We start from the raw sequence: 21,237 nt of genomic DNA on the forward strand, positions 1-21,237 counted from the left end.
TAACCGGTTGCCCTATATCATGATGGCCAGGATCCCGAGGCTTGAGACATAGCCAATGAACAGAAGCAACCAAGTCATCCTGGACTTGTCTTTTTTCATTCGGTGATCCTTTCAAAAGTTGCAGCTGAATTTTAACATAGTGAAAACATAATTAACAAGCTGAATTGACGTTCATGATCACCAAGACACTCAGTCAGGATACAAAGATAAAAAACAGTAAACATTTACTGCGCGAGCTGGCCGAACAGCGAGGCCTGGCAGGTTTGCTGCACGGGGACTCACCCAACAGTTTTGGAGATCGTTACCGAATCCGGCAGCAGCTGGAAGACGCCGCCCGCCAGAAGAATCTGGAAACCATTATGCGCCTGGCTCATGAACAATGCGGCAGCGACGTAGGGGGCGAGCCGGATCCTGACTGGCTGAGTCATTTCATGAGCCTTGCAGAAAATATTCGTCACAGCGCCATGCAGCAGTTCTGGGCCAGCATACTGACCCGTGAAATTGCTCAGCCCGGCCGTTGTTCAGTACAGGCGCTCACCTGCCTGCGGCGTATGACCCAAAAAGACGCCCTGCTGCTGCAAAAGGCCAGTGCGCTTGGCTGCCATTTTGGCGATGACAATTTACGGCTGTTTCTGGGTTACCGGCAAAAAGGACTCTGGCAGGGGCTGCGCCAGCAAAAGCTGACTCCGGGAAAATATCGCCTGCCCTTTGCCGGCCTGATGCAGCTGTTTGAACTGGGATTATTACACCAGACCGAGCTGGAGTCGGGCGAGCTGACCACTGCCAACCCGCTCACCCTGATACTGGGAGACAGACGGCTCAAACTCAGCCCACGGCGCAAAGGCGTACGGCTGCTGTATTACCGTTTTACCGGCATTGGCAACGAGCTGGCCGCGCTGATGACAGAAGTCACACCGGCAGACTATATAACGGATGTGCTGGAGTTGCTGGCCCCGCTGGGCCAGCTGGAGCAGGACAAAGGCGCTTAAACAGCGCGCTCGAGCAGGGTTTCAACCTCGGCCTGAGACTGAAACCAGCCCAGCTTGCCGGCCAGTGAGGTGACTGAGCCAATTACCATCAACGCCGGACTTTCCACTTGAGTTGCCAGCTCGCCAAGCTCATTCAGAGTGCCACGCACCAGCTTTTGTTGCTGAGTGGTGCCCCGCTCAATCAGCGCCACCGGCGTGGCACCGCTTAAGCCATGCTCCATCAATCGCTGCTGAATATGCGCCGAGCGCATCAGTCCCATGTAAATCACCAGGGTCTGGCGGCTGTTGGCCAGACTGGCCCAGTCCGGCTCTTCACCATCCTTCTTGCAGTGACCGGTAATAAATACCGCACTCTGAGCATGATCCCTGTGGGTCAGCGGAATGCCGGCATAGGCGGTAGCACCGGCGGCAGCGGTAATGCCGGGCACCACCTGATAGCGAATGCCCGCTTCCACCAGGGTCTCCAGCTCTTCCGCGCCGCGGCCGAACATAAAGGGATCGCCGCCCTTGAGACGCACCACCCGCTTGCCTTCAAGCGCATGATCCACCAGCAGCTGATTGATTTGATCCTGGGGCACGCTGTGATTACCCGCCTTTTTGCCTACCGGGATCAATTCCGCTTCAGGACGGATCAGCGCCATGATCTCATCCGACACCAGTTGATCGTACAGCACCACATCGGCCTTCTGCAGCTCGTTCAGCGCCTTGACCGTCAACAGTTCCGGGTCGCCCGGGCCGGCCCCCACCAGGATCACTTCGCCTTGTGACGGCAGCTGCGCTTCCTGCTGCAGCCAGCGCTCTGCCGCCGCCAGGTTACCGTGTTTCAGGTAAGCATTGAGGGTGCCGTCATCCTGAGCCCGGGCCCAGAAACGACGACGCTCTTCGCTGCTGCCAAAACTGTTTTTCACCCGCTCCCGCAACCGGCCGGCCACCTCTGCCAGTGCGCCCCAGTGTGACGGCAGTAATGCATCAATACGAGCCCGCAGCAGGCGGGCCAGCCAGGGTGCCTTGCCACCGGTGCTGAGCGCCAGCTGCAGCGGAAAGCGCTCCACCACGGACGGAAAGATCACCGCCGAGCGCTTGCTGTCATCGGCCTTGTTGACCAGAATGCCGCGCTGATTGGCCAGCTGATAGACGCGGGCGTTCACTTCCTTGCTGCTGGTGGCGGCCACCACCAGAAAATGATCCTGCAGATGCGTTTCGTCAAACTCGGCCTGCCGCCACTCAAACTCCGGCAGCAGTTGTTCCAGCTCGGGGTAGAGTTCGGGGGCCACCACGGTCAGCCTGGCTCCGCGAGACAGCAACAGCCGGGCCTTGCGGGCGGCCACGGCACCGCCGCCTACCACCAGGCAGGGACGTTGTTCAATGCTGATAAAAAGAGGCAGGTGTTCCATGGCCGGCTCCGACAATAACGATAGACAGGCTAACTATAAACCGGCAGGCATATATCAGTATAATAATAAAAAATGATTTTTTATGCCTTTAAGGCATTAGATGTATCTGCAGAACTGTACGGAGGTCGAACAAAGGCACTACTTCACGACACGCTTCAAGCCCTTCCATGGGACGCTCGGCAAATGCCATCCATGGCATTTGATCGGTCGTGAAGCAGACACCTTTGCTCTCCCTCTTCGGCATCGGCTTCGCCGGTAACAAGTCTTTGAGCGCCTGTGCAAATACCAGGCTAAACGGTATGTGCTCCCACGCAGAGCGTGGGAACGAGTCATACAGACAACTTGAGGCTTAACAAGGAGAGTAAAGGGATTCGCTCCACCGTACCCTCTGCGCCAGGGATGGCGCAGCGGAGCCCCCAGGGAGGGGTTTACGGCGTGTCGGTGGAGTGAGCCCTTTACTCGACATTGCAGGGGTTCACAGACGAATCAGATACCGCTGCCGTCGGACTCGGGTATTTCATGCAGGCCGCATTCGCGCTTGAGGCCGTTGAAGCGGGTGTCCGCTTCGCTCATGCCCGGCTCCCACCTGGCGGTGGTGTGCACATCGCCCACCGACACATAACCCTGTTCCCACAACGGGTGATACGGCAGCTCGTGGTCCTTCAGGTAGTAGTGCACGTCCTTGTTGCTCCAGTCGATAATCGGCAGGAACTTGAACAGGCCGTTCTGAATACCCAGCACCTCAAGCCCTTCACGGGTATCGGACTGACTGCGGCGCAGGCCCGAGAACCAGACGCCGGCGTTCAGCTCACGCAGCGCACGTTGCATCGGCTCCACCTTGTTCAGGTGGTTGTAGCGGCTGATGCCTTCCACCCCCTGCTCCCACAGCTTGCCGTGGCGGGCTTCCTGCCAGGCGGCGGACTCGGCGGCTCGGTACACCTTGAGGTTGAGCCCCAGGCGCTCGGTCAGCTCGTCAATAAAGCGGTAGGTCTCCGGAAACAGGTAGCCGGTATCGGTAAGGATCACCGGAATATCAGCCCTGACTTGCGTCACCAGATGCAGCATCACCGCCGCCTGAATACCAAAACTGGAAGACAGCACAGGCTCTCCCGGCAGATGGTCCAGGGCCCAGCGCACCCGCTCGAATGCGCCCAGTGCCGCCAGCTCTTTATTGAGCGGCGCCAGGGCCTCGACCTGCTGCTGTCGGGACAGGCCGGTCAGCTCATCAAGAGCGGGCAACACATTAGACTGCATAAAAGTCCCTCGCGGAGTCAACCACAGGCGCAATGATGCCGGCACGGATCACGAAGTCGCCAAAACCTTCACCGGCCTCACGCTCGGCGGCCCAGCGGGCAACCAGACCGTCGATCTCTTCCAGGATCTGACGATCGGTGATGTTTTCCTTATACATGCGCGGAATGCGGGTGCCTTCACGGTTGCCGCCCAGGTGCAGGTTGTAGCGACCGGGCGCCTTGCCCACCAGGCCGATTTCCGCCAGCATGGCGCGGCCACAGCCGTTGGGGCAGCCGGTCACACGGAAGATGATGCTGTCATCATTCACGCCGTGCTTGGCCAGCACGCCTTCGATCTCGGTGACGAACTCCGGCAGGAAGCGCTCCGCTTCCGCCATCGCCAGCGGACAGGTGGGCAGCGCCACACAGGCCATGGAGTTCTGCCGCTGTTCAGACACGCTGTCGTCCAGCAGGCCGTATTGACGGGCCAGCGCTTCAATTTCCGCCTTCTGCTCGGTGGGTACACCGGCAATGATCAGATTCTGGTTGGCGGTCAGGCGGAAGTCGCCCTGATGCACTTTGGCAATCTCGGCCATGCCGGTTTTCAGCGGCTTGCCCGGATAGTCCAGAATACGGCCATTCTCGATAAACAGCGTCAGGTGGTGTTTGCCGTCTATGCCTTCCACCCAGCCAAAGCGGTCGCCACGGCTGGTGAATTCGTAAGGGCGTACCGGCTCAAATTTAATCCCGGCGCGTTTTTCTACTTCTTCCTTGAACGCATCCACGCCTACCCGCTCCAGGGTGTATTTGGTCTTGGCGTTTTTGCGCTCGGAGCGGTTACCCCAGTCACGCTGAGTGGTGACCACAGCAGCGGCCACCTCCAGGGTGTGCTCCAGCGGAATATAACCAAAGTCGCTGGCCTTGCGCGGATAGGTATTGGTGTCGCCGTGAGTCATGGCCAGGCCACCGCCCACCAGCACGTTAAAGCCCACCAGCTTGCCGTTATCGGCAATGGCCACAAAGTTCAGATCGTTGGCGTGCACATCAATGTCATTGTGCGGCGGGATCACCACAGTGGTCTTGAACTTGCGCGGCAGATAGGTGGAGCCCAGAATCGGCTCTTCGTCGGTGGTTTCCAGCCGCTCGCCGTCCAGCCAGATCTCGGCATAGGCCCGGGTCTTGGGCAGCAGATGCTCGGAAATCTTCTTGGCCCACTCGTAGGCTTGCTGATGCAGCTCAGACTCTACCGGGTTGCTGGTGCACAGCACGTTACGATTCACGTCACCGGCGGTGGCGATGGAGTCGATGCCGGTCTTGTTCAGGGTCTGGTGCATCAGCTTGATGTCACGCTTGAGCACGCCGTGAAACTGAAAGGTCTGGCGGGTGGTCAGGCGAATGCTGCCATACATGGTGTGATCAGCGGCAAACTTGTCAATGGTCAGCCACTGCTCGGGCTTAATAATGCCACCGGGCAGACGGGCGCGCAGCATCACATTGTGCAGCGGCTCCAGCTTTTGTGCGGTACGCTCGTTGCGAATGTCGCGGTCGTCCTGCTGATACATGCCGTGAAAGCGGATCAGCATAAAGTTATCGCCGTTAAAGCCACCGGTGAGCGGATCCTGCAGATCCTGCGTTATGGTGCCACGCAGAAAATTACTCTCGCGCTTGAGGCGTTCGTTGTCAGACAGTTTTTGCTCGCTCATCTTAATAAACATCCCTTTGGTAACGCTTGGCGCTGCGCAGCGCATCCACATAATCTTCGGCCTGTTCGCGGGTCTTGCCGCCGTGCTCAGCCACCAGTTCGATCAGGGCTTCATGCACGTCTTTAGCCATTTTGTTGGCATCGCCACACACATAGAAATGCGCGCCCTGCTCCAGCCAGGCATAGACCTCGGCCCCCTCTTGCTTCAGCTTGTGCTGCACATAGACTTTCTCGGCCTGATCCCGGCTGAAGGCCAGGGAGATTTTGTCCAGCAGGCCGGATTTGACGTAGCGCTGCCACTCCAGCTGATACAGGAAGTCCTGAGTGAAGTGCGGGTTGCCGAAGAACAGCCAGTTTTTGCCCTCGGCACCTCTGTCATCCCGCTCCTGCATAAAGGCGCGGAACGGCGCTATGCCGGTGCCCGGGCCCACCATGATCACCGGGGTGCTGTCGTCGGCGGGCAGGCGGAAGTTGTCGTTGTGCTCCACGAACACCCGCACCTTGCCGCCCTCTTCCAGCCGGTCGGCCAGGTAGGAAGAGGCACCACCGGCACGGGGCTGTCCGTCGTGGTCAAAACGTACCACCCCCACGGTCAGGTGCACTTCCTCGTCTACTTCCGCCTGGGAGGAGGCAATGGAATAGAGCCGCGGCGTCAGTTTACGCAGGGCCCCCAGCAGTTGCTCGGCAGTCAGTGCCACCGGCTGCCCGGCGATAATATCTTGAATCTGATGACTGGCGCAGTATTCGCGCAGGGCGGCCTTGTCATCCACCAGCGCCTTAAGCTTGTCGCTGCCGGACAGTTCGGCATAGGCCTGCACAAAGCTGGCGTAACCCTGAGTCAGCTCATAGTGGTTGATCAGCGCCTCACGCAGGGACAGAGTCTTGTCTTCCACCTTGACTTCGGTATCGCCGGACAGCTCCACCAGTTGCAGCAAGCCATCGACCAGCGCCTCGTCGTTGCTGAACCACACGCCCAGCGCATCACCGGGCTGGTAGGTCAGACCCGAGTCTTCCAGGGAAATCTCAATGTGGCGCACATCCCGGTCAGAATCCCGGCCGGTAATTTTCTGATTGGTGGACAGCTCGGCGGCAAAAGGATTCTTCTTGCTGTACAGGCTGGCGACCCCCTGAGTGGCGGGAGTGCCCGGGATCACTTCATTGGCGGCCTCACCGGCCAGGGCATCTTTAAGCAGCTCCAGTGCTGAGCTGCTCCAGTCTGTGGCCGGGCCTTCATAGTCCACATCACAGTCAAGACGGGCCAGCAGCGGCTTGGCACCGGCCTTGCTGAGATATTCATCAAAGTCCTTGCCGGTCTGGCAGAAGAATTCATAAGAAGAATCACCCAGGCCAATCACGCCGTAGCTCAGGCCATCCAGCTTGCCGGCCTTGCCGGACTTCAGCTGCTTGTGGAATTCAATGGCATCATCGGGCGCTTCGCCCTCACCGTTGGTGCTGGCCACAATGATCACATGGGTTTCTTTCTTGAGCTGCTTGATTTTGTAGTCGGCAACATTATACAGCTCGGCGGCAATGCCGCTGGCATCAGCCTGGGCCTTGAGGGTCTCGGCCACCCCTTTGGCGTTGCCGGTTTGCGAGGCGTAGAGAATCGTCAGCTTGCCTGCGGGCTGAGCCGCCACAGCGGCAGTGGGAGCAGCCGCAATGGTCTGGCCGTGCTGGCTGATGCCGTAAAAATAACCGCTGACCCAGGCCAGCTGAGTGGCGTTGAGCTCGGCCGCCACCTGAGTGAGCTTGTGCACCTGTTGTTCGTTCAGCGGGCTGGCGGCCGCCGCAAGTTCTTTTAAAAGCATGACATTGCCTTCCACTTTTCCAGAGTGGATACAGCTTAAGCCATATTTATACTTAACAATAAAGAATAAAGGGTGATTTTTTATGCATTAAAAGAATATCCAAATATGCTTACCAATAAAAAAGGGCTTCCTTGCGGAAGCCCTTGTCTTATCAGCGAGTTAGTTACTGCTTATTCACCAGTGTTACCGGCGTTCAGCAGATCGGCCAGGCTCTGCTCTGCTTCATCGGCAGAGATTTTCACCGGCTGCTCTGGCTGACGGCGGGCCTGACGCTTCTGATGGTAGGCAAAACCGGTACCAGCCGGTACCAGACGACCCACAATCACGTTCTCTTTCAGACCACGCAGATCGTCTACCTTGCCGGCCACGGCCGCTTCGGTCAGTACGCGGGTGGTTTCCTGGAAGGACGCCGCCGAGATAAAGGACTCGGTGCTCAACGACGCCTTGGTAATACCCATCAGGACATGACGGTAAGCAATGGTACGCTTGCCTTCGGCTTCCAGAGCACGGTTAGCCTGACGGATGCGAACCACTTCGGCCTGTTCACCAGTGATAAAGTCGGAATCACCGGCGTCCATGATCTCGGCACGACGCAACATCTGACGAACCACGGTTTCAATGTGCTTGTCGTTGATCTTAACGCCCTGCAGACGGTAAACCTCCTGCACCTCGTTAACGATATAGTTCGCCACCGGGCTGATGCCACGCAGACGCAGAATATCGTGCGGAGACTCAGGACCGTCAGCCAGTACTTCGCCCTTCTCAACCTTTTCACCTTCAAACACGTTCAGGTGACGCCACTTCGGAATCATCTCTTCGTAGGCATCGCCTCCTTCCAGCGGCGTGATCACCAGACGGCGCTTGCCCTTGGTTTCCTTGCCGAAGGAAATGGTACCGGAGACTTCGGCCAGAATGGCCGGCTCTTTCGGCTGACGGGCTTCGAACAGATCTGCAACCCGCGGCAGACCACCGGTGATGTCCTTGGTACCGCCGGATTCCTGCGGAATACGGGCCACCGCATCACCCACGTTTACCTGAGCACCGTCTTCCAGGCTCACGATGGCGCGGCCGGGCAGGAAGTACATGGCAGACAGGTCGGTGTCGGGAATAAACACGTCCTTGCCGGCGTCGTCCACCAGTTTCACAGTGGGGCGCAGCTCTTTACCGGAGCTGGGACGCTCGTTCACGTCCATCACGACGATGCTGGACAGACCGGTCAGTTCATCGGTCTGACGGCTGATGGTCACGCCGTCGATCATGTCGATAAACTTAACCCGGCCCGCCACTTCGGTAATGATGGGATGAGTGTGCGGATCCCAGTTGGCTACCACCTGACCAGCCTGCACCTGACCGCCGTCCGGCTGCTCCAGCAGGGCACCGTAAGGTACCTTGTGGTTTTCCCGGGTCTGACCCATCTCGTCGATAATGGTCAGCTCGGAAGAGCGGGACACGATAACGGTCTTGCCGTCCATATTGGTAACGGTCTGAGCATTCTGCAGCTTGACGGTACCGCTGTGCTTGATCTGAATGCTGCTTTCCGCCGCTGCCCGCGATGCCGCACCACCAATGTGGAAGGTACGCATGGTCAGCTGGGTACCCGGCTCACCGATGGACTGGGCAGCGATAACACCGACTGCTTCGCCCTGGTTAACCAGATGGCCACGAGCCAGGTCACGACCGTAACAGTGAGCACAGACGCCGTGATCGTTATCACAGGTAATAACGGAGCGTACTTTCACACGGTCTACCGAGCTGTTTTCCAGCAGGTCACACAGTTTCTCGTCGAGCAGCGTGTTGCGGGCTACCAGAATTTCGCCGTCAGAGGCAGGCTTGATCACGTCTTCCGCAACCACCCGGCCCAGCACCCGCTCACGCAGGGGCTCAACCACGTCACCACCTTCAATCAGCGGCATCATCCACAGACCTTCGTGGGTACCACAATCGTCGGTAGTGATCACCAGATCCTGGGCCACGTCGACCAGACGACGGGTCAGGTAACCGGAGTTGGCGGTTTTCAGTGCGGTATCGGCCAGACCCTTACGGGCACCGTGAGTCGAGATGAAGTACTGCAGTACGTTCAGACCTTCACGGAAGTTCGCAATAATCGGCGTTTCAATGATGGAGCCATCCGGCTTGGCCATCAGACCACGCATACCCGCCAGCTGACGGATCTGGGCAGCACTACCCCGGGCACCGGAGTCGGCCATCATAAAGATACTGTTAAAGGAGTCCTGCAGCTCTTCTTCACCGTCACGGTTAATAACGGCATCTTTCGACAGGTTTTCCATCATCGCCTTGGACACGCGCTCGTTGGCACTGGCCCAGATATCGATAACCTTGTTGTAACGCTCACCGGCGGTGACCAGACCAGACTGGAACTGATCCTGAATCTCGGTTACTTCGGCTTCGGCTTCATCAATGATGTGCTTCTTGGCATCCGGAATCACCATGTCGTTAATGCCGACAGACACACCAGACAGAGTGGCGTAGTGGAAACCGGTATACATAAGCTGGTCGGCGAAAATAACAGAGTCTTTCAGACCCAGCATACGATAGCAGCCGTTCAGCAGACGAGAGATCTGCTTCTTGCCCATGGCCTGATCGATCATGCTGAAAGGCATACCTTTGGGCACGATCAGACTCAAAATGGCCCGACCAATAGTGGTATCGCGAATCGCCGTTTTTTCTACCAGGGTACCGTCTTCCATTTTTTCAAAGTCGGTAATGCGCACCTTGACCCGGGCATGCAGCTCGGCGTGACCGGCACGGTAAACCTTTTCGGCTTCCTTGGCACTGGTCAGCAGCATACCTTCGCCCTTGGCGTTGATCTTGTCGCGAGTCATGTAATACAGACCCAGTACCACGTCCTGAGACGGAACAATGATCGGCTCGCCGTTGGCGGGAGACAGAATGTTGTTGGTAGACATCATCAGCGCACGGGCTTCGAGCTGGGCTTCCAGGGTCAGCGGCACGTGTACCGCCATCTGGTCACCGTCGAAGTCGGCGTTATAGGCCGCACACACCAGGGGGTGCAGCTGAATGGCCTTACCTTCGATCAGTACCGGCTCAAACGCCTGAATACCCAGACGGTGCAGGGTAGGCGCACGGTTCAGCAGTACCGGATGCTCACGGATCACCTCATCGAGGATATCCCACACCACAGCCTCTTCCCGCTCAACCATTTTCTTGGCCGCCTTGATGGTGGTGGCCAGGCCGCGGGTTTCCAGCTTGCCGTAGATGAAGGGCTTGAACAGCTCCAGCGCCATCTTCTTGGGCAGACCGCACTGATGCAGACGCAGGGTCGGACCCACGGTAATAACGGAACGACCGGAGTAGTCAACCCGCTTACCCAGCAGGTTCTGACGGAAACGACCCTGTTTCCCCTTGATCATGTCAGCCAGGGACTTCAGCGGACGCTTGTTGGAGCCAGTGATGGCGCGGCCACGACGACCGTTGTCCAGCAGAGCGTCCACGGACTCCTGCAGCATGCGCTTTTCGTTGCGCACGATAATGTCGGGCGCGGCCAGATCCAGCAGGCGCTTCAGACGGTTGTTCCGGTTGATCACCCGGCGGTACAGATCATTCAGATCGGAGGTCGCAAAGCGGCCACCGTCCAGGGGTACCAGCGGACGCAGATCCGGCGGCAGCACCGGCAGCACTGTCATCACCATCCACTCGGGCTTGTTGCCGGAGAAATGGAAAGCTTCCATCAGCTTGAGGCGCTTGGTGATCTTCTTGCGCTTGGTTTCGGAGTTGGTCTGATCCAGCTCTTCGCGCATGGTGTTGATCTCGCCTTCAAGATCAATATCACGCAGCAAAGACAGCACGGCTTCGGCGCCCATCTTGGCGTCGAATTCGTCACCCCACTCTTCCAGCGAGTCCAGATACTGTTCTTCAGACAGCATCTGACCACGCTCCAGGCTGGTCATGCCCGGCTCGATCACTACATAGGACTCAAAATACAGCACCCGCTCGATATCGCGCAGGGTCATGTCCAGCAGCAGGCCGATACGGCTCGGCAGCGACTTCAGGAACCAGATGTGGGCAACCGGGCTGGCCAGCTCAATGTGGCCCATGCGCTCACGGCGCACCTTGGTCTGGGTCACTTCAACGCCGCACTTTTCACAGATCACGCCACGGTGCTTGAGACGCTTGTACTTGCCGCACAAACACTCATAGTCCTTGACCGGACCAAAGATCCGGGCGCAGAAAAGGCCGTCACGCTCCGGCTTGAAGGTACGGTAGTTGATGGTCTCAGGCTTTTTGACTTCGCCAAAGGACCAAGAGCGGATCATGTCGGGCGAGGCCAGACCGATTTTGATACCGTCAAACTCTTCAGTCTTGTTCTGCGCTTTCAAAAACTTAAGCAAGTCTTTCACGTTAGTCTCCTGTGAGGAGTTCTACCTGGGTGCCCCACCCTGTTAACAAGCGAGGGGCACCGTTATTTCCGAGGCAGTCTGATGCCTTAATTTTCTTCCAGCTCGATGTTGATACCCAGGGAGCGGATTTCCTTCAGCAGTACGTTGAAGGACTCGGGCATGCCCGGCTCCATGCGGTGATCGCCGTCCACTATGTTCTTGTACATCTTGGTACGGCCATTTACATCGTCCGACTTGACGGTCAGCATTTCCTGCAAGGTATAGGCGGCACCGTAAGCTTCCAGTGCCCACACTTCCATCTCACCGAAGCGCTGACCACCAAACTGGGCCTTACCGCCCAGCGGCTGCTGGGTGACCAGACTGTAGGAACCGGTAGAACGAGCGTGCATCTTGTCGTCCACCAGGTGGTTCAGCTTCAGCATGTACATATAGCCCACGGTCACCGGACGCTCAAAGGCGTTACCGGTACGGCCGTCGAACAGGCGGATCTGACCGGACTCGGGCAGGTCAGCCAGCTTCAGCAGACGCTTGATTTCATGCTCGCGGGCACCGTCAAACGCCGGCGTGGCAATGGGCATGCCGTTGCGCAGGTTATTGGCCAGTACGCGCACTTCGTCGTCGGAGAAGGTAGACAGATCCACTTTCTGACGAACACCGTCACCCAGATTGTAGACTTCCTGAATGAATTCGCGCAGACGGGCCAGCTCCTGCTGCTCCTTGATCATGCGGTCAATCTTTTCACCGATACCCTTGGCAGCGAGGCCCAGGTGGGTTTCCAGAATCTGACCGATGTTCATCCGCGAGGGTACACCCAGCGGGTTGAGCACGATATCGACCGGACGGCCCTGCTCGTCGTGAGGCATGTCTTCAACCGGGACAATGGTGGATACCACACCCTTGTTACCGTGACGACCAGCCATCTTGTCACCGGGCTGAATGCGACGCTTAACGGCCAGGTACACTTTAACGATCTTCAGCACGCCGGGTGCCAGATCGTCGCCCTGAGTGATCTTGCGACGCTTGTTCTCGAACTTCTTGTCGAAGTCGGCCTTCAGCTCGGCGTACTGCTCGGCGATCTGCTCCAGCTCAATCTGCTTGCCTTCGTCGTCCAGGGCCTGCTCCAGCAGTTTTTCCCGGGCCAGTTTGGCGACCTTGTCGGCACTCATGCCGGCCGCAGTCAGCACAGAGCGGGCACGGGCGAAAATGCCGTCTTCCAGAATGCTGAATTCTTCGGTCAGATCTTTCTTGGCCTGCTTGAGCTGCATGTGCTCAATGTCCTGAGCACGCTTGTCCTTCTCGACGCCGTCACGGGTAAAGACCTGAACGTCGATCACGGTACCGTACACAGAGTTGGGCACGCGCAGGGAAGAGTCTTTAACGTCAGACGCCTTCTCACCGAAGATGGCACGCAACAGTTTCTCTTCCGGGGTCAGCTGGGTTTCGCCCTTGGGCGTTACCTTACCTACCAGAATGTCACCGGGCTTCACTTCCGCACCCACATACACAATACCGGACTCATCCAGCTTGTTCAGGGCGGCTTCACCCACGTTGGGAATGTCGGCAGTGATCTCTTCCGGACCCAGTTTGGTGTCGCGGGAGATACAGGACAGTTCCTGCACATGAATGGTGGTCAGGCGATCTTCCATCACCACCCGCTCGCTGAGCAGAATGGAGTCTTCGAAGTTGTAGCCGTTCCAAGGCATAAAGGCCACGCGCAGGTTCTGACCCAGCGCCAGTTCACCCAGGTCGGTAGACGGGCCGTCGGCCAGTACGTCACCGCTGATCACCCGCTCACCCGGCATCACGCAGGGACGCTGGTTAATACAGGTGTTCTGGTTGGAACGGGTGTACTTGGTCAGGTTGTAGATGTCGATACCGGCTTCGCCGGGCAGCATCTCTTCCTCGTTCACCTTCACCACGATGCGGGACGCGTCAACGTAGTCAACCACACCGCCACGCTTGGCCACGGCGGTTACGCCGGAGTCAACGGCCACGGCGCGCTCAATACCGGTACCTACCAGCGGCTTGTCCGCCTTCAGGGTCGGCACGGCCTGACGTTGCATGTTCGAGCCCATCAGTGCCCGGTTGGCGTCATCGTGCTCCAGGAACGGGATCAGTGAAGCAGCCACAGACACAATCTGCTGCGGGCTCACGTCCATATACTGAACCTGATCGGCGTTCATGTAAGTGGCTTCGCCCTTGTGACGGGACGGTACCAGCTCATCAAGCAGACGACCTTCTTCATCGATGGCGGCGTTGGCCTGGGCGATCACGAAGTGACCTTCCTCGATGGCAGACAGGTAATCCACTTCATCGGTGATTCGACCATCCACTACCCGGCGGTACGGAGTCTCGAGGAAACCGTACTCGTTGGTGCGGGAGTAGCAGGACAGCGAGTTGATCAGACCGATGTTCGGGCCTTCTGGAGTCTCGATGGGGCACAGACGACCATAGTGGGTCGGGTGTACGTCCCGCACCTCAAAGCCGGCGCGCTCACGGGTCAGACCGCCCGGGCCCAGAGCCGAAATACGACGCTTGTGAGTCACTTCGGACAGCGGGTTGTTCTGATCCATAAACTGGGACAACTGGCTGGAACCGAAGAATTCCTTCACCGCGGCGCTGATCGGCTTGGCGTTGATCAGATCCTGCGGCATCAGGGTATCCAAATCGCCCAGAGACAGGCGCTCTTTCACTGCGCGCTCAACACGAACCAGACCTACACGGAACTGGTTTTCAGCCATTTCGCCCACGGAGCGAATGCGGCGGTTACCCAGGTGATCGATATCGTCGACTTCGTCGTTACCGTTACGGATGGCGATCAGCTGCTTCATGACGTCGACAATGTCGGACTTGGTCAGGGTACCCGGACCATTCAGCTCTTCACGCAGCAAACGACGGTTGAACTTCATGCGGCCAACGGTAGACAGATCATAACGATCATCGCTGAAGAACAGGTTTTCGAACAGGGTCTCGGCGGCTTCGCGGGTGGGCGGCTCGCCCGGACGCATCATGCGATAGATTTCCACCAGCGCTTCAAGGCGGTTGGTGGCGGAATCAATGCGCAGGGTCTCGGACATGTAAGCGCCGTGATCCAGTTCGTTGGTGAACAGGGTCTCGAACTGCTTGATGCCGGCCACAGAGAGATTGGCCATGGTTTCCAGGCTAAGCTCGCTGTTGGCAGCCACAATCACTTCGCCGGTATCGGCGTTGATGTAATCCTTGGCGGCCACTTTACCAACGGCATATTCAACCGGTACTTCCAGCTGCTCAACGCCGGCTTTTTCCAGCTGACGAATATGGCGTGCGGTAATGCGACGACCGGTTTCCACCAGTACTTCGCCGTCAACCATAATGTCAAAGGAAGCCGTATCGCCCCGCAGACGCTCGGGCTTAAGCTCCATCATCAGCTTGCCGTCGATCACTTCAAAACGGGTAGTTTCAAAGAAGGTCGACAGTATGTCTTCAGTGGTGAAGTCCAGGGCACGCAGAATAATAGACGCCGGCAGCTTGCGGCGACGGTCAATCCGGACAAACAGGTTGTCTTTAGGATCGAATTCAAAATCAAGCCAGGAACCACGGTAAGGGATCACGCGGGCGTTATACAGGACCTTACCGGAGGAGTGGGTCTTGCCGCGATCGTGATCGAAAAACACACCCGGGCTGCGGTGCAGCTGGGAGACGATTACCCGCTCGGTACCGTTAATAACAAAGGTACCGTTCTCAGTCATGAGCGGGATTTCGCCCATGTAGACTTCTTGCTCTTTGATGTCCTTGACAGTACCGGCCGCAGCCTCTCTGTCGTACAGGACCATACGCAACTTGACGCGCAACGGCGCCGAGTAGGTCACGCCACGGATTTGACATTCCTGCACGTCAAATACGGGCTCACCCAGACGATAGCTGACATACTGCAGCTCGGCAGTGCCAGAATAGCTAGTGATAGGGAAAACGCTGCGGAAAGCCGCTTCCAGACCGTACTCGCCCTGAGGATCTGCTTCAATAAACTGTTTGAAGGAGTCAAGCTGGATTGACAGCAGGTAAGGCGTGTCCAAGACCTGGTCACGCTTACCGAAGTCCTTACGAATGCGTTTTTTCTCTGTATAAGAGTAAACCATAGGGTTCCTCAGCTCGCTGATAAGTGACCCACTCTGCCCAAATGGGACAGCTCTGATAACATCGTTTCTTATTGGCCGAATGTCTCGACAACACTCGGTGGCTGGAACAACGAGAGGCTAAAACGAGGTGAAAATTCCTCTCATCCCACAGCGCAAAAGGGCCGGTGAATAAAGATTCACCAGCCCTAGCCCGATTGCTCAGGCCGCTAAGCTATAGTCTAGCTTATTTGAGCTCAACAGAAGCACCGGCTTCTTCGAGTTCTTTCTTCAGAGCTTCGGCTTCGCCTTTGCTCAGAGCTTCTTTGATCGCAGCCGGGGCGGACTCAACCAGACCTTTGGCTTCTTTCAGGCCCAGGCCGGTAGCGCCACGAACGGCTTTGATAACGGCAACTTTGTTAGCGCCGGCACCGGTCAGGATTACGTCGAACTCGGTCTGCTCTTCAGCAGCAGCAGCACCGGCGTCGCCAGCTACAGCAACAGCAGCAGCGGCAGAAACGCCGAACTTCTCTTCCATAGCTTCGATCAGTTCAACAACCTGCATTACAGACATTTCTGCAACGGCTTCGATGATTTGGTCTTTAGTGATAGACATGACTCAAATTCCTAATGTTCTGAAGTATACGGTAATCAAGCAGCCAAACGCGCCTTAGGCGGCTTCGGCTTCTTTCTTGTCGCGCAGGGCAGCAAAGGTACGAACCAGCTTGCCAGCGGAGGCTTCTTTTATGGTCGCCATCAGCTTCGCAATTGCTTCGTCGTAAGTCGGCAGCGTGGCGAGGCGGTCAATGTCGGCCGCAGGGATAAATTCGCCCTCGAAAGCCAGACCTTTCACCTCAAACTCTTTCTGTTCTTTAGCAAAATCTTTGAACAGACGAGCAGCCGCACCGGGATGCTCGTTAGAGAATGCGATCAAAGTAGGACCAACGAATACGTCTTTCAGACATTCGTAGCTGGTCTCTTCCACTGCCAGGCGAGCCAGAGTGTTACGGACTACCTTAAGGTAGATACCGTTTTCACGGGCTTGCTTGCGCAGAGTGGTCATGGCAGCCACAGTTACGCCGCGAGAATCGGCAACAACTGCAGACAGGGCGCCCTTGGCAGCTTCGTTGACTTCAGCAACAATTGCTTTTTTGTCGTCGAGTCTTAATGCCATTGGCTAAACTCCTGGATTCCACCTGGGAAATTCCCAGATTAAACACACGCCTCTGTTCAGAGGCACCAAGGTGGCGAATTCCAGAAGAAAGGAAAATTTTTCTGCTTTCTAACTGGGTCCCGGCACCATCTACGCTGGAACATTAAGCCTTACGGCTCCAGCGGTCTTGGACGGGAGTCGAAGCCCCCAACCAAATAACAAGGCGCAAGATCTTACGAAAAACCCCGCGCCTTGTAAATGCTTAATTAAGCGTCAAGACCAGCCTGATCAACAGTCAGGCCTGCACCCATGGTGGTGGACAGGCTGACTTTCTTGATGTACTGGCCTTTGGAAGAGGCCGGCTTGGCACGCTTCAGCGCACCCAGCAGGGCTTCCAGGTTGCCTTTCAGCTGTTCAGCGTCAAAGTCAGCCTTGCCGATGGTGGTATGGATGATACCGTTCTTGTCGTTACGGTAGCGCACCTGACCCGCCTTGGCATTTTGCACGGCTTCGGCAACGTTCGGGGTTACTGTGCCAACCTTGGGGTTAGGCATCAGGCCGCGCGGACCAAGGATCTGGCCCAGCATACCCACAACGCGCATGGCGTCGGGAGACGCGATAACCACGTCGAAGTTCAGCTCACCGGCTTTAACTTGCTCGGCCAGGTCTTCCATGCCCACCAGGTCAGCACCGGCAGCCTTGGCGGCCTCGGCGTTGGCACCCTGAGTGAACACGGCAACGCGTACGTCACGACCGGTGCCGTGGGGCAGTACAGTGGCGCCACGAACGTTCTGGTCGGATTTACGAGCGTCGATGCCCAGGTTAACGGCAACGTCGATGCTTTCAACAAACTTGGCAGTGGCCAGTTCTTTCAGCAGAGCGATGGCTTCATTGATTTCGTACTCGCGAGTGGCATCTACACGCTCACGGATGGTACGCATACGCTTGGTCAGTTTAGCCATTGTCTCAGCCCTCCACTACCAGGCCCATGGAACGGGCAGAACCTTCGAGGCAACGCACGCGGGCGTCAACGTCAGCACCGGTCATGTCCGGCGCTTTGATGCCGGCAATTTCTTCCAGCTGAGCGCGGGTCAGAGTACCAACCTTGTTCTTGTTCGGTTCACCGGAACCGGATTTAACACCAGCAGCTTTCTTCAGCAGGAAGGCAGCAGGAGGAGTCTTGGTTTCAAAGGTGAAGGAACGGTCGCTGTATACGGTGATAACAACCGGGATCGGAGAACCCTTTTCCAGGCTTTCTGTACGGGCGTTGAACGCTTTACAGAATTCCATGATGTTAACACCGTGCTGACCCAGAGCAGGACCTACGGGCGGGCTCGGGTTAGCTGCACCAGCTGCAACCTGCAGCTTGATGTACGCTTGTACTTTTTTAGCCATTGATAATTACCTCAAAAATGGGTGTTAGCGCCTCGGAGCAATACTCCTCTAACGGCTCCCCAACAATAAAAGGGCGGCAAATTGTAGTGCAATTTGCCGCCCTTCTCAAGAGCTTCGCTCGAATTATGCTCAGGTTTTTTCGACCTGACCGAACTCCAGATCCACCGGGGTAGAGCGGCCAAAAATAAGCACAGACACTTTCAGGCGGCTTTTTTCGTAATCCACTTCTTCCACCACGCCGTTGAAATCGGCAAAGGGACCGTCGGACACCCGCACCACTTCGCCGGGCTCGAACAGGGTTTTCGGTTTCGGCTTGTCTACCGCATCCTGCAAACGGTTCAGGATAGCATCGGCTTCCTTGTCGGAAATCGGCGCCGGACGCTCGGGCGTGCCGCCGATAAAGCCCATAACACGAGGAATGCTGCGCACCAGGTGCCAGGTGCCATCATTCATCTGCATCTGCACCAGCACATAACCGGGAAAGAATTTGCGCTCACTCTTGCGCTTCTGGCCGGCACGGATTTCCACTACTTCTTCAGTGGGCACCAGCACTTCGCCAAACTGATCTTCCATGCCGTGCATCTTGATATGTTCACGCAGCGACTTGGCTACACGGCCTTCATATCCGGAAAACGCCTGGACCACATACCAACGCATTCTTTGTTCTGACATGGTGAATCCTTATACTCCGGTAACCAGGTTGACCAGCCATACCAGCAGGCCATCCAGCAAAAACAGAAACAGGCCCACCAAAGCGGTCACGGCCAGTACAATAAGTGTGGTCTGAATGCCTTCCTGGCGGGTGGGCCAGACAACCTTGCGCATTTCAAGGCGCGACTCACGGGCAAAGGCAAAACTGCTCTGGCCCTTTTTGGTCTGGTATGCCAGCAGACCGGCAATACCAACAGCCACCACCACACCGGCAGCACGAATATAGACCGCCTGCTCACTGTAGTAATAATTGCCGACCACGGCCGCAATCAGAATAATGAAAACCAGACCCCACAGCAGGGTATCTTTTGCCCCGCCCTGGCTCTCGGTATTTGCACTCATAAGCTACCTGTCTAAATATTCCGAGTCTGTTACAGACGCAAAAACCCCGCCGACGGCGAGGTAAGTGGCAGGGGCGGAGGGACTCGAACCCCCAACCGTCGGTTTTGGAGACCGCCGTTCTACCAATTGGAACTACGCCCCTAATACAACAAAGCCCCTATTATAGGGGCTTTGTGACGCGATTGTAAGCGCTATTACTCGATGATTTTGGCTACTACACCAGCACCAACGGTACGGCCACCTTCACGGATAGCGAAACGCAGACCTTCTTCCATCGCGATGGGAGCAATCAGGTTTACGTCCATCTTGATGTTGTCGCCGGGCATGACCATTTCAACGCCTTCCGGCAGTTCAATGGTACCGGTCACGTCAGTAGTACGGAAGTAGAACTGAGGACGGTAGCCTTTGAAGAACGGAGTGTGACGGCCGCCTTCATCTTTGGACAGTACATACACTTCGGACTCAAAACGAGTGTGCGGAGTGATGGAGCCCGGCTTGGCCAGTACCTGACCACGCTCAACGTCTTCACGCTTGGTACCACGCAGCAGAACACCTACGTTCTCACCGGCACGGCCTTCGTCCAGCAGTTTGCGGAACATTTCAACACCGGTACAGGTGGTCTTGGTGGTATCTTTGATACCAACGATTTCGATTTCTTCACCAACCTTAACGATACCGCGCTCTACACGGCCGGTAACCACGGTACCACGACCCTGGATGGAGAATACGTCTTCAATCGGCAGCAGGAAAGCACCGTCAACAGCACGTTCAGGATCCGGAATGTAAGAATCCAGGGCGTCGGCCAGTTCCAGAATTTTTTCTTCCCACTGAGGATCACCTTCCAGGCCTTTCAGAGCGGAGCCCTGAATAACCGGCGTGTCGTCGCCCGGGAATTCATACTCGGACAGCAGCTCACGCACTTCCATTTCTACCAGCTCGAGCAGCTCTTCATCGTCAACCATGTCACACTTGTTCATGAATACAACGATGTAAGGTACACCTACCTGGCGGGCCAGCAGGATGTGCTCACGGGTTTGCGGCATGGGGCCGTCGGTAGCAGCTACTACCAGGATAGCGCCGTCCATCTGAGCAGCACCGGTGATCATGTTTTTCACGTAGTCAGCGTGACCGGGGCAGTCAACGTGAGCGTAGTGACGAGCTTCGGTGTCGTACTCAACGTGAGAAGCGGCGATGGTGATACCACGGGCCTTTTCTTCCGGTGCGTTATCGATCTGATCGTAACCACGGGCAGAGCCACCCATTTTTTTGGCCAGAACAGTAGTAATGGCAGCGGTCAGAGTGGTTTTACCGTGGTCAACGTGGCCGATGGTACCAACGTTAACGTGCGGTTTCGTACGTTCAAATTTTTCTTTAGACATGCTCGTCCCTCTAACTGGTTGGGTGGTGAGCTATACCACGCGAATCACAAGCAGGAAGTATATAACAAAAAAGGCTTGAGGGTGTTGTAGTAAAGAAGTGGTGCTGATACCCAGAATCGAACTGGGGACCTCACCCTTACCAAGGGTGCGCTCTACCATCTGAGCTATATCAGCACTGGAGCGGGCAGCGGGAATCGAACCCGCATCATCAGCTTGGAAGGCTGAGGTAATAGCCATTATACGATGCCCGCGGGGGTCTTTACTTGAACGACCTCAAACCGCTTTTTAATGCCCGTCTCGGGACGAACACTGGAACTTGGTGGAGGGAGCTGGATTCGAACCAGCGAAGGCGGAGCCGTCAGATTTACAGTCTGATCCCTTTGGCCACTCGGGAACCCCTCCAGATTTTAAATGGTGCCGGCAGAAGGAGTCGAACCCTCGACCTACTGATTACAAGTCAGTTGCTCTACCAACTGAGCTATGCCGGCACACGAGCGGGACGAACTATAGGGCATGGCCATGCCTGTATGCAATACCCTTTTGCAAAGTTTTTATAAGGGCCGGAACCGTTCGGGCAAAAAAACATCAGAAGCTGCGCTTTCACTGCCCATCTGTTATATCCGCGTTAATGAGAGCGGGTGCACATAACCATCACCAACGGA

Annotated in this window: 14 protein-coding genes and 5 tRNA genes; 1 reads left to right on the forward strand and 18 read right to left on the reverse strand. The window is 56.7% G+C overall.

Annotated elements, in window-relative coordinates:
* The first annotated feature begins 173 nt into the window (after positions 1–173).
* On the forward strand, positions 174–989 hold the full coding sequence (locus N2M06_RS14750) for a TIGR03899 family protein (protein WP_019934461.1): 816 nt from the start codon (positions 174–176) through the stop codon (positions 987–989).
* Here N2M06_RS14750 and cysG read toward each other — a convergent pair.
* The 18 genes from cysG to N2M06_RS14840 all read right to left on the reverse strand — a co-directional run bounded on the left by cysG (position 986) and on the right by N2M06_RS14840 (position 21,063).
* A complete protein-coding gene (gene cysG, locus N2M06_RS14755) occupies positions 986–2,383 on the reverse strand; it encodes a siroheme synthase CysG (protein ID WP_346351134.1) in 1,398 nt (465 codons plus the stop codon). The two genes, N2M06_RS14750 and cysG, sit on opposite strands and share 4 nt — an antisense overlap.
* Positions 2,384–2,869: 486 nt before the next feature.
* Complete coding sequence (locus N2M06_RS14760; RefSeq protein WP_346351135.1) at positions 2,870–3,637, reverse strand: phosphoadenylyl-sulfate reductase; 768 nt, start codon at positions 3,635–3,637, stop codon at positions 2,870–2,872.
* On the reverse strand, positions 3,627–5,330 hold the full coding sequence (gene cysI, locus N2M06_RS14765; RefSeq protein ID WP_346351136.1) for an assimilatory sulfite reductase (NADPH) hemoprotein subunit: 1,704 nt from the start codon (positions 5,328–5,330) through the stop codon (positions 3,627–3,629). The genes N2M06_RS14760 and cysI overlap by 11 nt, the downstream gene beginning before the upstream one ends.
* A complete protein-coding gene (locus tag N2M06_RS14770; RefSeq protein WP_346351137.1) occupies positions 5,320–7,125 on the reverse strand; it encodes an assimilatory sulfite reductase (NADPH) flavoprotein subunit in 1,806 nt (601 codons plus the stop codon). The genes cysI and N2M06_RS14770 overlap by 11 nt, the downstream gene beginning before the upstream one ends.
* Before the next feature lie 170 nt (positions 7,126–7,295).
* Positions 7,296–11,504, reverse strand: a complete 4,209-nt coding sequence (gene rpoC / locus N2M06_RS14775; RefSeq protein WP_346351138.1) for a DNA-directed RNA polymerase subunit beta' — start codon at positions 11,502–11,504, stop codon at positions 7,296–7,298.
* An 86-nt stretch (positions 11,505–11,590) separates the two neighbouring features.
* Complete coding sequence (gene rpoB / locus N2M06_RS14780; protein WP_019934467.1) at positions 11,591–15,619, reverse strand: DNA-directed RNA polymerase subunit beta; 4,029 nt, start codon at positions 15,617–15,619, stop codon at positions 11,591–11,593.
* Positions 15,620–15,842: 223 nt separating this feature from the next.
* Complete coding sequence (rplL, locus tag N2M06_RS14785) at positions 15,843–16,211, reverse strand: 50S ribosomal protein L7/L12 (protein WP_019934468.1); 369 nt, start codon at positions 16,209–16,211, stop codon at positions 15,843–15,845.
* 54 nt (positions 16,212–16,265) lie between these two features.
* The gene (gene rplJ, locus N2M06_RS14790) at positions 16,266–16,769 is read right to left on the reverse strand and encodes a 50S ribosomal protein L10 (RefSeq protein WP_346351139.1); all 504 of its coding nucleotides are present in this window, start codon (positions 16,767–16,769) and stop codon (positions 16,266–16,268) included.
* A gap of 245 nt (positions 16,770–17,014) precedes the next feature.
* Positions 17,015–17,710: a 50S ribosomal protein L1 gene (gene rplA / locus N2M06_RS14795; protein WP_019934470.1), complete on the reverse strand. Its 696-nt coding sequence runs from the start codon at positions 17,708–17,710 to the stop codon at positions 17,015–17,017.
* Positions 17,711–17,714: 4 nt separating this feature from the next.
* Positions 17,715–18,143, reverse strand: coding sequence for a 50S ribosomal protein L11 (gene rplK, locus N2M06_RS14800; RefSeq protein ID WP_019934471.1), 429 nt, complete (start codon positions 18,141–18,143; stop codon positions 17,715–17,717).
* Between the two features lie 129 nt (positions 18,144–18,272).
* A complete protein-coding gene (gene nusG / locus N2M06_RS14805) occupies positions 18,273–18,815 on the reverse strand; it encodes a transcription termination/antitermination protein NusG (protein ID WP_019934472.1) in 543 nt (180 codons plus the stop codon).
* A 9-nt stretch (positions 18,816–18,824) separates the two neighbouring features.
* Positions 18,825–19,196 carry a preprotein translocase subunit SecE gene (gene secE / locus N2M06_RS14810; RefSeq protein ID WP_019934473.1) on the reverse strand — a complete coding sequence of 124 codons (372 nt, stop codon included), beginning with the start codon at positions 19,194–19,196 and terminating at the stop codon, positions 18,825–18,827.
* A 65-nt stretch (positions 19,197–19,261) separates the two neighbouring features.
* Positions 19,262–19,338: transfer RNA gene (locus N2M06_RS14815), tRNA-Trp, on the reverse strand.
* A 52-nt stretch (positions 19,339–19,390) separates the two neighbouring features.
* Entirely contained in the window at positions 19,391–20,575 is a 1,185-nt protein-coding gene (gene tuf, locus N2M06_RS14820) for an elongation factor Tu (RefSeq protein ID WP_346351140.1), read from the reverse strand.
* 98 nt (positions 20,576–20,673) lie between these two features.
* A tRNA-Thr gene (locus tag N2M06_RS14825) sits at positions 20,674–20,749 on the reverse strand.
* A gap of 2 nt (positions 20,750–20,751) precedes the next feature.
* Positions 20,752–20,826 (reverse strand) — tRNA-Gly (locus N2M06_RS14830).
* A 66-nt stretch (positions 20,827–20,892) separates the two neighbouring features.
* Positions 20,893–20,977: transfer RNA gene (locus N2M06_RS14835), tRNA-Tyr, on the reverse strand.
* Positions 20,978–20,987: 10 nt separating this feature from the next.
* Positions 20,988–21,063 (reverse strand) — tRNA-Thr (locus tag N2M06_RS14840).
* Positions 21,064–21,237 lie beyond the last annotated feature (174 nt).

Source organism: Oceanimonas sp. AH20CE76, from assembly GCF_039654065.1.
In the GTDB taxonomy this organism is placed as follows: domain Bacteria; phylum Pseudomonadota; class Gammaproteobacteria; order Enterobacterales; family Aeromonadaceae; genus Oceanimonas; species Oceanimonas smirnovii.